We start from the raw sequence: 13,558 nt of genomic DNA on the forward strand, positions 1-13,558 counted from the left end.
GAGTGGGCAATGATCTATGCGGACTGGTATAATAGAGCGCATGACCACTGATGGAATATGTGCAATCGAAAGAGCGTGAACATGCCGTCATTTATATCTCAAGTTGGGCAGTTTGTCGCAATCAACTTGATTAGTTTATGGCGACTGTATTACCGTGTCGCCCTCGGTTGGGGAGTAGCCTGTTTCCGTTTCAAATGGAAAAGTTTGTATCAACATAATTGGTCACATTACCATGGTACAAACACCTATTGGTTGGCGAGACCATCGATAAGTCCACGCTTAAAGGTCAGGTGTGTGGATTTGTCGTGGACTCAATTAGCCTGACCGGAGTTCTAAAACTGTGAGTATCTTCGCTCTTATCTTGCTAGCCTTTGCTATGTCAACAGATGCGTTTGCCGCCGCGATAGGCAAAGGTGTCAAAATCAACCGCCCTCGTTTAAGTTTTGCCCTTAAAATTGGCCTTTTGTTCGGACTAATAGAGGCAGCAACCCCATTTATAGGCTGGTTCATTGGTCGCGCAGCGTCTTCATACGTTGAAGCATGGGATCATTGGATTGCGCTAATCATTCTTTCTGGTTTAGGTATTCATATGGTACTCGAGAGCCTGAAACCTGCCGAAGAAGAGTTAACGTCTCAAAAACAATCCTTTATTTTATTGTGTATTACTGCGTTAGGCACAAGTATCGACGCAATGGCAGTGGGGGCAAGTTTCGCGCTAATTGATGTGAATATTGCTATTGCTGCGACGTTAATTGGGATAGCCACTTTTTCTATGGTAACTATTGGCATTATGTTGGGCAGTGTTATGGGAACACTGATAGGTAAGCGAGCAGAGACATTTGGTGGCATTGTGCTTGTTTCGGTTGGTATTTGGATCTTCGCGAGTCACACTCTCTAGTCATAAAAGAGGAAGGACAGTCACTTATCTTCAAGTTGTGATTGTAGACATTTCTTGTGCGGTATTTCATCGCTAATGCGTAATTACTGACGTGTTAAATTTCATGGGGGTGTTGAGAACGTTATGTTCAGGGGTAATCAGCGCTCTCGTTTTGAGACAGCCCGTTGCCCCGTTCCATCAACGGTGGTTATTTTCTCACTGCGGCATCATAAAGAAAACCACATTGAATATTTCGTCGATATCGTCAGCGCTTCAAACGAGTGAAGAACACGTCCAACAAAAACTTTTGCCATAACGTCTATAACAAAGCAGTATAAGAACCTCATATTATTAAAAATAAAAAACACGACAAGGCACTATCTATGGTTTCACAGAGACTGGTTTCTCGGAAAATGGTGGCAGCTTTTGCTATTTGCGTAAGCGCACTTTCTAGTTTCTCGCATTCTGCATTCGCACTTGAAGATATTATTAACCCTGAACTTTTCGATAAAATGGAGTATCGCTTTATTGGGCCCTATCGCGGTGGGCGTTCGGTAGCGGTTACAGGGGTTGAAGGCAATACCAACCTTTATTTTATGGGCACCGCAGGTGGCGGTGTTTGGAAAACCGAAAACGCGGGTTTATCATGGAAAGCCATATCTGATAAAACTTTCACAGTGGGCAGTATTGGTTCTATCGCCGTTGCCCCCTCAGATCCAAATGTTATTTACGTAGGTACGGGTGAAGGCCCTATTCGAGGCGTAACCACTAGCCACGGTAAAGGTATTTATAAATCTACTGACGGCGGTGAAACATGGAAACTGGTAGGTTTAGATAAACGCGGTCAAATCCCCAAAATTCGCGTACATCCAACCAATCCCGACATAGCTTGGGCGGCGGTACAAGGCAATATTTGGGGGCCTAATGAAGAGCGCGGTATATTCAAAACGGTAGACGGCGGTAAAACATGGCAGCACGTGTTGAAAGTGAATGCCGATACCGGCGCCGCTGACTTAGCAATCGACCCATCTAACCCCAGAATTCTTTATGCCAGCATGTGGCATCACGGCAGAACACCTTGGTTTATTAAATCAGGCGGTGAGGGCGGTGGCCTTTATAAGTCAACAGATGGCGGTGAAAGCTGGGACAAATTAGAAAAAGGACTGCCTACGCTTATCGGTAAAGTCGGTGTAGATATTGCCGCGTCTAACCCGAAGCGCCTGTATGCTATTGTCGAGGCTGAAGAAGGCGGTGTATATCGCAGTGACGATGCGGGTAAGTCGTGGTCGTTAATGTACGGCGACAACATTCTTAAAGCCCGCGCGTGGTACTACAACCACATCAAAGTTGACCCTAATGACGAAAATACTCTGTATGTGATGAATGTGCAGCTGCACAAATCTATTGATAGCGGCAAAACCTTCGAGACGGTTTCGTTACCCCATGGCGATACCCACGATATGTGGATAAACCCTGAAAATAGCTTAAACATGATCAACGCTAATGACGGTGGCGCAACCGTTACTTTCGACGGCGGTGAATCCTGGTCAAGCATTTACAACCAGCCAACGGCGCAGTTTTATCGCGTTATTACCGACAATTTAAACCCTTACTACGTTTATGGCGGGCAGCAAGATAACTCAACCATGGCAACGCCCTCTCAAACTTGGGGTGACGGCATGGGAATAGAAGACCAGTTTGCCGTGGGTGGTGGCGAAAGCGCGCATATTGCGTTTAACCCTGACGATCCAACACTGATCTACGCTACTACAATCAACGGTACATTAACCGAATATCACCGCGATACTGGGCTAACGCGGCCCATTATGCCTTACCCTGAATATGTGTTTGGCCGAAACGCACGGGATCAAAAGTACCGCACCAACTGGAATGCCCCAGTGGTAGTGTCAAAGCATGATCCTGACACCGTGTACTATGGCACGCAGATGATCTTAAAAACCACAGATCGCGGTGTGAACTGGCAGGAAATTAGCCCAGACTTAACCCGTAACGAGCCAGAAAAGCAGGGGCTGAATGGCGGTCCGATTACCAATGAACAGGCCGGGGCCGAATACTACAACACGGTTTTCTATATTGCCGAATCGGCAGTTAACAAAGGCGAGCTTTGGGTTGGAGCCGATGACGGTAAGCTGCATATAACCCGTGATGAGGGCAAAAACTGGAAAGATGTTACGCCTCATAAAAAAGAAGCGCAGGTCAATGCCATAGAACTTAGCCCTCACGCACAAGGCAGAGCTTACGTTGCGGTAGCAGGCTATAAATTAAATGACTACACGCCTTACATTTACAAAACCGACAACTACGGCAAGCGCTGGAAGCGTATTGACGAAGGCCTACCAGAGGACGCCTTTGTTCGTGTAGTACGTGAAGATACAGAGCGCGAAGGTATGCTATTCGCGGGTACAGAAAGCGGTATGTTTATTAGTTTCGACGACGGTAAACACTGGCAAGAGCTAGACTTAAACCTGCCGCCTGTGGCGATTACCGATATGCAGGTTAAAGGTGATGATCTGGTCATTGCAACCCAAGGGCGAGGCTTTTGGATATTAGATGACATGAGTCCGCTACGTGAAGTGCATAAGTCGCTAGATGGCGAAGCGCTGTTTCAGTTCGAACCCGTAGATGGCATTCGCTTGCTATCTGGCGGTGGCATGACTGACCAGCCTCAAGCGAAAAACCCACCACGTGGCGCTACCTTCCGCTATTACCTGAAAGACGCATTAGAAGAAGAGCAAACGCTACGCATTGATATATTTAATGCCGATAACGAGCTTGTTCGCACACTGTCATCTGCACCTAGTGCATTTGAGAAGTGCGCGAAGGGTAACGAAGACGTTCGCAGCCCTGTTAAATTTAAACACCCTGCAACAAAAGCGGGTTACAACGAATTTGTATGGGATCTTCGCCGTGAGCCGTTGAACTGCATCGAGAATGTGAAACTGTTTGGCGGTTGGAACGGCGCCCGTGTTATGCCTGGAGACTACAAAGCGAAAATCACAGTAGGTGAACAGGCGCAAACCCGCGCGTTTAAAGTACTTCCAGACCCAAGAGAAGAAGCAGATAAAGCGCAACTTCAAGTGGTTGAAAAGAGCATTCAGGCTACAGAAAGCTTACTGAATGATTTGTTTGCACACCTGCAAAAAGCCCGTGATGTGCGAGCACAATTAAACGGTGTGTCTGAAGATAACGTAATGCTGGCAAGCGATGTGTCGGCTTCAATCGAGCGCATTGTTAGTGCAATCGACGACTGGGAAGCCTTGGTTATTCAGCCCAAACATCAAACTTTTGAGGATGACATTAACTGGCCGAATATGCTCGACAGACAAGTGCGTTTCTTGATGGATAACTTCGACAGAACGGGCGCGCCTGCACAAGCTGGTGCACTAAAACGGTTGGAAGACTTAGACGCAAAGTGGCAGCAGTATAAAGTACAGCTAGAAACCTTGTTTGGTGAAGAAGTGAAGCCATTAAACGAAAAGCTCTCAAAGCAAGGCGCGTTTGATTTAGAGAGTTTATAGGCTATTGGGATACAATTCTTAGCTAGAATTTTTAAATAAAAAAGGCCAAAAGATATAATCTTTCTGGCCTTTTTTGTATACGAGCACTCGTATCATAGCGCGTGCAACGCGCTTTCAGCTGCGCATTAGAACTGGTACTTAACGCTCACCGTATAGTTAGTCGGTGAGCCCGGCATGGTCCAAAGCTGATGGTATGAGTTCTCAAAATAATCTCTGTCGAACAGGTTATTCACGTCAAATCTCATAGAAAGTGCATCGCTGATATTCACCGACCCTGCTAAGTTCAAAAGGGTATAAGACGGCAAAATGAATGTTGGATCGGTGGTTTGCCCTAAGCGATCGCCCACGTAACGCATGGTCACACCAAAGAACGCTTCTTTTTCAAATATGCTGGTGAAATGATTAAGCGAGATATACCCCGAATGCTTGGCAATATTGATTAAGCGCGACCCTTTAGGAATAGGAACGCCCCAATCCAAGTTGTTAACTTCGTTCGCGGTTTTAGCATCTATGTACGCGTAGGCCATATCAAGGCGAATGTCTGAAGTAAGGTCAGTCGTTAACTGAAATTCTAGCCCTTGGCTTTCAACTTCACCGAGCGTAGCTGAAAAGCCAGTGTTAGGTTCAGCGGTAAGCATGTTGGTCTTTTCAGCATCAAAAATAGCGACGCTACCAGAAAACATATCAGCAATGTTTTCCCACTTAGCACCTACCTCAAAAGAGGTGGTCTCTTCAGGGGCAAATGCGTTGCGGTCAGAATCAAGTCCTGGGTTGGGTCTGAAACCTTCTGCATAGCTAGTGTAAAGGCTTACGGAATCATTGATTTCATACACGAATCCAAAGCGTGGCGTCACTTCCGTTTGGTCTTGTTCTTGCCCTTCATTACTTAACTTATTAAAAATGTCTTGCTCGAACTTGTCCACGCGAAAGCCAACTAAAAGCTTGGTCGCTTCACTAAGTTCTATAACATCTTGTGCGTAGAAACCTAACCCTTTTTGCTTTTCAGCGGTAAGTGTAGTGGGCGTAACGTCAGGTCTGAAAATAGTGGAGTCTGGATTTTCAGGGTCGATGCTATAAGTGGTATCACCTGCACCCCATGCAGTGCGCCAACGACGATAGTCTGTATCGATGTGGTAGTTGTAATAGTCTAAACCAAATAAGACGTTATTTACGAAGCCTGCCACGTCTACCACGCCACTTAATTCAAAGCGTAGTGATAAGTCTTGCGCTTGATAGTCGCGGGTTCTACGTTGCCGTGAGAGGATAGATGGATCGGTATACAAAAGCTGACGGCCTTCTGACAGTTCAGTATCTGAAGACTGCCCTTCAAAAGAAGAGTCTCTGTAGGCGAAGCCACTGAGTAAATGCCAGTTGTGACTCAACTCGTGATTTAACACTAGCTGATGTCCGAAGGCTTTAACCTCATGTGCTCCGTCTCTCACATCACCATAAAAGTCTTCGGCTTCTACAGCGTCAAAGTCGTTATTTAATATGAACACACCGCGATCAAGCGGCTTTTCCTGATCCAATATTTCCATCTGATAGCTTAAGCTGGTGTGATCAGAAATGTTCCAAATGAATGAAGGGTTAAGATTCAAATTTTTGAAAAACACGTTATCGCGATAAGTATCAGAGTCTTCGTATGAACCATTAACGCGATACGCCATGTCTGAATTAATGCCGTTCGTGTAATCGAACTCAACTTGCTTTTTATCAAAGTTACCTACGGTACCTTGGATGTAGCCTTGCTCTTCAAACTGAGGTTTTTTGGTAATTATGTTTATGGTACCGCCAGGCTCCCCTTGACCATATAAGGCAGAGCCTGGGCCCTTCATTACTTCTATGGTTTGAACGTTAACGGTGCTTCTATTGCCGCTATAGCCACGCACGTTGAAGCCGTTTATTAAATAACCCGATGGGTTATTTTCATCGCCAGAAAAACCTCGGATCGCAAAGCTATCGAACATGCCGCCAGAATTGTTTTGTCTAACAATAGTGGGTGCAAAATCTAACGCATCGATGAAGCGCGTGATCCCTTCATTCGCTAACGTATCCGCGGTAATTCGGTCGATTGCTTGTGGGGTGTCGATTAGCGGTACGTTACCACGATATGGCTGAAAGTGTCTTTTTACTTCAATGTGTTCAAGTTCATCATGATCACCTTGAAGGGGGCTTTCATCTGTTTGCGCAGCAGCGCTTACTGATAATGCAACTAAAGAAAATATAAACGGAGTTTTAAGGTCAAGCATAAGCAAGGGATGACGTATCTTTGGCAGTTTTTGTAAAGGTTGCAAATGTTATGTTATCTCATTTCTTTTGGCAAGAGCAATAAGGGGGGAAATGAGCGAACTGGTTTTAGTGTAGGAGTAAGTGCATACAGGCTGTTTATATTGGTAAGTGGAAATGTGCATGGCTGTGAGTAGAAATAAACTTACTGGTCTAAACTCACCTTCGCAGCGTTTTCCTCGGTCTACTAATGCTATACACTTCGCGTTTTTATTACTCTTGCCTGCAGGCTGAACCTAAATTTTTAACTAGGACACTGAATGCGTCACACAACCCTATCTTTACTCTTCTGCACTTTACCTTTTGCCGCGATGGCCGCTGAAAATGTTGATTCATCAAACATTAACTCTGGTGTGAACAGCAACGAAAAAGATGTAGAGAAAATTACAATTGAAGGTGCGGCGACGGCGAACAACAAGCCGGTAGGGACGTTTAATTCACCTATATCTAACTTAGAGTACGACCCGCGAGTCGACTTGCAATCAAGGAACATGGCAGAAGCGCAGGCTGACGTCACCATTCGCGGCGGTATATTCGAAAACACGGGGTTTCGCATAGGAAGCGCAACGCTTATTGACCCGCAAACAGGGCACTATTTCGCTGAAATTCCCATTGCACCAGAAATGCTGACGAAACCGCGTATTTTCACGGGCGTCGATAACGCGCTTTACGGCGTAAATAGCTCAGTAGGTACGGTGTCTTACGGCTGGCGCCCTATCCAAACAGCAGGCAGTGTGTCACTAGGTGTGGGCAATAATAACTTCAATTTACAGCGTGTACACGGTGCAGTAGAGCTCGCGGTCGATGAGCTACCTGGTTGGTCTGTTGGCGTTGAAGGGGAGTATTCTCGCTCTAAAAGTGATGGCACTATTGCTAATGGCGATCATAATTTCGAACGCGCGTCAGGGCGTATTCAGCTGGCAAGTAATGACTCACAAACAGACGTGTTTTATGGATTTCAGCAAAAGTTTTTTGGCTGGCCTAACTTGTACACGCCTTTTAACGTAAACGAAACAGAAGACATTCAAACCCGTTTGGTCATGCTAAATCACAAACAGCGCTACGGCGAAGAGAGCATGAACAATACTATTGAGGTTTCTGCTTACTACAGAGAGAATGACGACCATTACGTGTTCTCACGTGAAAATCCTGAAGCGTTTCAGGCGTTTCACGAAACCCAAGTGAAGTCATTGGCGTTTTCAGGTACTCATAATGTATCGCAAGAATTCGGAATCAACTACGCAGCACAGCTTACTGCAGACGACATCACATCAACTACGCTAGAGAACAATTTCACCTCTCGCGACTACTACAAAATAAGCCTAGTGCCCGAGTATCGAACTCAGTTGAACAGCAATGAATCGCTTACCGTTCGCTTAGGTGGAGCGTTTGACGATACGAATCGCGACGACGACCGACTGTCTTTTGTGGGCGATATTAGTTGGCTTACCCAAGCAGGCAGCAATGCCTCGCGTACACTCTATCTTTCGTATGCAGAGGCGACGCAGGTGGCTGGCTACACTGCTGTAGGCGGCAGCACCACAAGCGGTCTGTTTAGAAGTAACAACCAGTTGCAGCGAGAAGTCAGCAAAAACTTAGAGTTTGGGGCGTCATTTGATAAAACGTCTTTCAAAGTTGATACCGCCGTATTCTATCGCTGGGATAACGAGCTGACAGATTGGACGTATAGCTTCGACGCTACTTCAGCTCGCAGTGCAAACCCAGTTGATATTGAAACCCTAGGTGTTGAGGTGATTGCCATTAAACGTTTTGATAGCGCAGATGTGGTGGCCAGCTACACCTATTTAGATAAGTCTGAAGACTATCGAATTGATGAAGTAGACGCGAGCTTTTACGCGCTTAACTATCCGCCGCATCGCGCCACCCTTGGATTGGTGTGGTTTGCAACCGATACGGTTGAAGTGCGCATTGACAACGAGTGGCGTAAACAAGAAACCAATGCGCTTAGAAACGGCGACGACTCTGCGTTTTTCTCACATGTCACTTTCACATATTCACCTGCTCAGATTGAAGGGTTAAGTCTGGTATTGGCAGTCGATAACTTGTGGGATGAGCGCTTTGAAGAAATCCCAGGAACGCCGGGTCGCGGCGACCAATATTCTGCCACTGTTACCTATTTTTGGTAAGGACGGCGCAATGACAGTTAATTCTCCTCATACCTTGGACGATTTTGCTGGACGATGGACGCTAACACGCAAAATCATCCAGCGAAATGGCGATGTATTTACCTTTTCTGGCGAGGCTGAATTCAGCTGGCTGGAAGGCAGCGTACTAAAAGAAAAAAGCGGCTTGGCGTATTACGAAAAAGGCGAAGTAACTGCGCCTAACGAAAGCGTAATGCCCGCAGAACGTCGGTATTTCTGGCAGCAGCCTCAAACCGGTTTATTCGAAGTGTTATTTGACGATAAGCGCTATTTTCATTCTTTCAGTGCGACCAACCCAAACGCTGAGCACTTATGTGGCGACGATAATTACGTGGTGCGCTATGACTTCACAGCGTGGCCTGTGTGGCGCTCTACGTGGCAGGTCATTGGGCCGCGCAAAGACTACACCATGGTGAGTGAGTATAGCCCTGCGTAGCGTTGGCTTTGGTAAGGCTTATGCTCGCCCCTGTTTCTTGGTGTATTGATGAGACATCCAAAGTGCAATAGCAATGATGACACCGCCAAGAAGCAGGCGAGAAAAGTCGGTGTCTTTTTGCCAAAGCATTAAATTAACCACAAGCCCCGCAGGAATAAGTGCGTTATTCATAATAGCCAACGTACCACCAGAAACGGCTAGCGCGCCTTGGTTCCAAAAGTAATATCCAAGCCCCGACGCCACAATACCCAACCACAGTAGCACTCCCCATTGCTCGGTGTTCTGCGGTAGTTGGCTTGGGTCGCCAAATAGGAAGAACGCAGGTAAGGCAACAGCCAGTGCGCCTAAATAAAACCACGCGAATACGTTGTGATAGGGCACTTGGGTTGTAAAAGTGGAGGTCAGCTTCTTATAACCCACTTGTCCTAGTGCAAAGGAAAGGTTAGCACCTTGAACAATGGCAAAACCAAACCAGTAGTCATCAGTTACGCCATCAAAGCGAATTATGGCTGCACCTGCGGTGGCAATAAGTGCGCATAACAAATAAAACGGGGTAAACCGCTTAAACAGGGCGTCATTTAAAATGGCGACATAAAGCGGCGTAAAAATGGTGAAAAGTAGTACCTCAGGTACGGTTAAATACAAAAACGCGTGGTAAAAGAAGATGTACATCAACCCCAGTTGCACCGCACCTAAACTCGCCAGGACTGCCTTTTGTTTAGGGTTTAATAACGCAGGCTTAAGAAAGGGGAGGAAAACCAGTGTGGCGAGCACAATGCGTGTCAAAACAGCAAAATAACTGTCTACTGAGCCAGCCAAAAACTCGCCTACGAGCGAAAAGGAAAATGCCCACAGGACAGTAACTGCTATTAAATAAAACACACGCTATGCTTCTTTGTAAGTTCAACCGCGGCGTAAAATAGGCTATCGCCGCTCGTATATCAATAGTTAGCTTACCCTCTATCAAAACTCGCTTCAGAAGTTTGTGTAACAGCGGAAGTTTCGCAATCGTTTGGAATAGTGCAGGCGCGACTTTCTGGCGAAAGGGAATGACCTATTAATACAGGGTACAGCCAAGCGCCAAAGCATGCTCCACATATTGGCGCTACAATAGGCACAATAAAGTAGGGGATGTCTTTCGCCCCATCAAGCGCATACTCCCATCCTGCTATATAGGAAAATAGCTTTGGACCAAAATCGCGAGCAGGGTTCATAGCAAAACCGGTCAACGGCCCTAAAGAAGAGCCAATGACAGCAATGACAATACCAATTAGTAGTGGATTCATGGCTCCACGAGATGCGCCGTTATTTTCATCGCCCAGTGCCAGGATTGCGAACATCAACACTGCAGTGATAACGAACTCAACGCCAAAGGCCCCCCAGAATGAGAGGGCTTCGTGAGGGAAAGTAGAGAAAATGCTGGCTGTTGCTAGAGCCTCTTCACTATGGCGTGAAAGGTTGTGAGTCAGTTCATAGTCTATAAAGAGTTGATGATATAACCCGTAGACGAGAGCGGCAGCGGCGAATGCTCCCAGAAACTGAGAAAGAATGAAGGGGGCTACTTTGTGCTTTTCAAAACCATGAAAAAGCGCAAGCGCAACGGTTACCGCAGGATTGATATGTGCACCCGAAACCCCAGCAGTACAATAAATGGCAACAGCTACGCCAAACCCCCAGACAATACTTATTTCCCATTGACCGAAAGAAGCACCGGTTAATACCAATGCTGCGACTGCACCAACACCAAAGAAAATAAGAATTGCAGTGCCTATGAATTCAGCAATACACTGACGGAAAAGCGTTGGTTCCTTGAGAGGTAACATAATTCATCCTTTAAATCTTTAACCAGTACAACACGTTGTGCAGAAAAAGAAACGACAGAGTTATGTTAGGGAAAATGAAGGCAGAAACCGTTTTGTTTTGCGCAATATTGTATTCACTGTTCATTTAACTAACAGGCCGTTTAGTTCTTATTCTGACGCAGCTACCCATGTACATTTAATTGGGGGTATCATAAACCGAACATAAACGAACTGCAAATGAGCAAAAACGAATATTCGTCGTTATTGGTTTCCTGTAGCGCTCCTATTTGAAGGCAGTGAACACTGTAAAGCTTGTTCTAGTGGAGTACGGACAGCTCTGTATTGGGGATATTATTTTTGGTGTCGCTATCAGATTTTAACTCTCCAGCTTCCTCAACCAATGCCGTCATGGCGTCAATAATATCGAGAAAGCTTGATAACTGCTCAGGCGTTAGGCCATTAGATAAGTTTTCTATTTTATTAATAAGCTGTTTAGTTGGTAGGCGCATAGTGTCAAAATCTCGTTGTTTTATAGCGTGAAAAACCTAAATTCAAAACATAAAGTCATGTTTCTTTGTAAGGCCTTCAAAAAACTTGCCAACATTTTTCTGACGATTCTGACGATTCTGCCGATTCTGCCGATTGATTCTCGAAACCTCTTGTTTATCAGTTTTTTAGATTTTTTCATATTTGTTTAATCTTATTTTGCGTTCGCTGCCATCTAATAAAACCGATAATAACGCCTGCTTTTACTGGTCGAAACAATGAGTAGTTTCTCCAAGTGCTGTGGTACTAGCACTGCTGTTGTGAGGCATTACGGGCAGCGAGTACGAGTTTTTACAAGTGTTAATTCGTGCTCGCCAATTTAGTTACTTCATGTAGAAGTAAAAGAAGGCGTTGAATATGAAAAAAGTAAGAATGTCACTGACAGCAGTTGTCATTGCCATCAGTGCCTGTAGTTCTGATGAAAACAATGTTAATACACCCCATGTAGTAGAAGCAGGGGAAAGGCAAATAATAGATGAAAGGTCTATGGTAGTGCTACAAGGCAATGCTAGCGATACGCAAGGTAGCGTTAGCGTTCAATGGGAGCAAATCTCGGGAGAGGCGGTTGATATCGAAGGCGCAAACACCTTAACGGCGAGCTTTCGTGCTCCATCTACTTCAGATGATGAAACCCTGGTATTTCGTCTTACCGCGACAGATGGCGAAGGAGTTAGGGCTTCTGATGATGTAAGCGTAGTGGTTAATGACCGTAGAGCATCGTTTCAGGGATAAACGAAGATGCTAACGAGCGCAGAGAGCGAGTTAACACCAACAGGGATGACGACAACGACTTTGTTGATAACAGAGAAGTGAGAACCATAGATGGCTCTTTAAACAATAACGCAAATCCACTTTGGGGCGCAGCGTTTACCCAATTAAAACGTTGGGGTGGGCCAGAATATGAAGATGGGGTTTCTACTATGCCGGGAGAAAATAGACCTAGTGCGCGCTTAATTTCCAATAATATTCAACATCGGGAAACTGGCGAAGTTATTCCCAACAATTTCGGCACGTCTGATTTTGTTTGGCAGTGGGGTCAGTTGATCGATCACGACTTCGGGTTAACTGATGGTCTTGAGGAAGTGGCAGATATCTCTGTCCCTATCGGACACCCTTTTTTTGACCCGCAAAGTACCGGTTCCGCTACTATTTTGTTCTCAAGAGCTATTTTCGATCATGATACGGGCACGTCTACTCGAAACCCGAGAGAGCAAGAAAACGAGCTTTCCGCGTGGATCGAAGTAAGCATGGTCTATGGCTCTGACGAAGAACATGCGTCAGCGATAAGGGTGGGGGAAGATAGCCCTTACTTAGCGACGAGTGAAGGTAACTTATTGCCTTTTAATACCAGCGGCCAAACCAACGGTAATGCGTTTGGTGTGGAAGACAGCGAGCTGTTTTTAGGTGGCGAAGTGCGCGCCAACGAGCAAGTTGGGCTTACCGTAATGCACACCTTGTGGGTAAGAGAACACAATCGACTTGCGGCTATATTGGAAGAGCAGTTGTCAGGAGCATCTGGCGAAGAGATCTTTCAGGCCGCTCGACGGCTGGTTATCGCTGAAATTCAGGCTATTACTTACAATGAATATCTGCCCGCGCTTATCGGAGACAACGCGCTGTCTCGCTATCAAGGCTATGACAACACTGTAGACCCTGGGCTTTATAATGCGTTTTCTATTGCAGCATTCCGTCACGGTCATTCATTGATAAATGACCAAATATTGCGGCTTGATGCACAGGGAAATACGATTGACGAAGGGAATTTATCTGTAAGAGAAGTGTTCTTTACTGCACCTAGCATTCTTACCAATGAGCAAAGTATTGAGCCTATTTTAAGGGGCCTTGCAAGTCAGTTGCACCAAGCCATCGACGTGAAAGTTACTAGGGTCTGTTGATCTTTGCTGTAC

10 protein-coding genes and 1 riboswitch are annotated in these 13,558 nt (G+C 45.8%); of the genes, 6 read left to right on the top strand and 4 right to left on the bottom strand.

The genetic code is table 11. From position 1 onward, the window contains the following. The first annotated feature begins 167 nt into the window (after window positions 1-167). Window positions 168-321, top strand: a riboswitch (yybP-ykoY riboswitch). Window positions 322-340: 19 nt separating this feature from the next. Continuing rightward, window positions 341-898 carry a manganese efflux pump MntP gene (locus tag ACX5KA_RS05820; RefSeq protein WP_421713070.1) on the top strand — a complete coding sequence of 186 codons (558 nt, stop codon included), beginning with the start codon at window positions 341-343 and terminating at the stop codon, window positions 896-898. A 362-nt stretch (window positions 899-1,260) separates the two neighbouring features. Continuing rightward, a complete protein-coding gene (locus tag ACX5KA_RS05825) occupies window positions 1,261-4,416 on the top strand; it encodes a WD40/YVTN/BNR-like repeat-containing protein (protein ID WP_458730644.1) in 3,156 nt (1,051 codons plus the stop codon). A gap of 125 nt (window positions 4,417-4,541) precedes the next feature. On the opposite strand, the gene ACX5KA_RS05830 is transcribed toward ACX5KA_RS05825, so the two are convergent. Beyond that, window positions 4,542-6,665, bottom strand: a complete 2,124-nt coding sequence (locus ACX5KA_RS05830) for a TonB-dependent siderophore receptor (protein WP_458730645.1) — start codon at window positions 6,663-6,665, stop codon at window positions 4,542-4,544. Between the two features lie 297 nt (window positions 6,666-6,962). Here ACX5KA_RS05830 and ACX5KA_RS05835 point away from each other — a divergent pair, with 297 nt between their 5' ends. Both ACX5KA_RS05835 and ACX5KA_RS05840 read left to right on the top strand, forming a co-directional pair. Beyond that, window positions 6,963-8,849, top strand: coding sequence for a TonB-dependent receptor plug domain-containing protein (locus ACX5KA_RS05835; RefSeq protein ID WP_458730646.1), 1,887 nt, complete (start codon window positions 6,963-6,965; stop codon window positions 8,847-8,849). A 10-nt stretch (window positions 8,850-8,859) separates the two neighbouring features. Further along, window positions 8,860-9,303: a DUF6314 family protein gene (locus ACX5KA_RS05840; RefSeq protein WP_458730647.1), complete on the top strand. Its 444-nt coding sequence runs from the start codon at window positions 8,860-8,862 to the stop codon at window positions 9,301-9,303. Window positions 9,304-9,321: 18 nt separating this feature from the next. On the opposite strand, the gene ACX5KA_RS05845 is transcribed toward ACX5KA_RS05840, so the two are convergent. From ACX5KA_RS05845 to ACX5KA_RS05855, 3 genes are all read right to left on the bottom strand, one after another. Next, window positions 9,322-10,185: a DMT family transporter gene (locus ACX5KA_RS05845; protein ID WP_458730648.1), complete on the bottom strand. Its 864-nt coding sequence runs from the start codon at window positions 10,183-10,185 to the stop codon at window positions 9,322-9,324. Between the two features lie 71 nt (window positions 10,186-10,256). Then, window positions 10,257-11,126: an MIP/aquaporin family protein gene (locus tag ACX5KA_RS05850; protein ID WP_039223448.1), complete on the bottom strand. Its 870-nt coding sequence runs from the start codon at window positions 11,124-11,126 to the stop codon at window positions 10,257-10,259. Window positions 11,127-11,422: 296 nt separating this feature from the next. Further along, complete coding sequence (locus ACX5KA_RS05855; RefSeq protein ID WP_039223445.1) at window positions 11,423-11,614, bottom strand: hypothetical protein; 192 nt, start codon at window positions 11,612-11,614, stop codon at window positions 11,423-11,425. 394 nt (window positions 11,615-12,008) lie between these two features. On the opposite strand from ACX5KA_RS05855, the gene ACX5KA_RS05860 reads away from it, so the two are divergent. Next, window positions 12,009-12,383, top strand: coding sequence for a PKD domain-containing protein (locus tag ACX5KA_RS05860; RefSeq protein WP_334050196.1), 375 nt, complete (start codon window positions 12,009-12,011; stop codon window positions 12,381-12,383). A gap of 77 nt (window positions 12,384-12,460) precedes the next feature. Then, entirely contained in the window at window positions 12,461-13,546 is a 1,086-nt protein-coding gene (locus ACX5KA_RS05865; RefSeq protein WP_458730649.1) for a peroxidase family protein, read from the top strand. The last annotated feature ends 12 nt before the right edge of the window (window positions 13,547-13,558 follow it).

The sequence above is a fragment of the Alteromonas alvinellae genome, from assembly GCF_902705805.1.

Bases quoted from the DNA above. Each gene is read 5' to 3' on its own strand.
- ACX5KA_RS05860 (WP_334050196.1), top strand. From the start codon at position 12,009: ATGAAAAAAGTAAGAATGTCACTGACAGCAGTTGTCATTGCCATCAGT.
- ACX5KA_RS05835 (WP_458730646.1), top strand. From the start codon at position 6,963: ATGCGTCACACAACCCTATCTTTACTCTTCTGCACTTTACCTTTTGCC.
- ACX5KA_RS05840 (WP_458730647.1), top strand. From the start codon at position 8,860: ATGACAGTTAATTCTCCTCATACCTTGGACGATTTTGCTGGACGATGG.
- ACX5KA_RS05825 (WP_458730644.1), top strand. From the start codon at position 1,261: ATGGTTTCACAGAGACTGGTTTCTCGGAAAATGGTGGCAGCTTTTGCT.
- ACX5KA_RS05850 (WP_039223448.1), bottom strand. From the start codon at position 11,126: ATGTTACCTCTCAAGGAACCAACGCTTTTCCGTCAGTGTATTGCTGAA.
- ACX5KA_RS05830 (WP_458730645.1), bottom strand. From the start codon at position 6,665: ATGCTTGACCTTAAAACTCCGTTTATATTTTCTTTAGTTGCATTATCA.
- ACX5KA_RS05855 (WP_039223445.1), bottom strand. From the start codon at position 11,614: ATGCGCCTACCAACTAAACAGCTTATTAATAAAATAGAAAACTTATCT.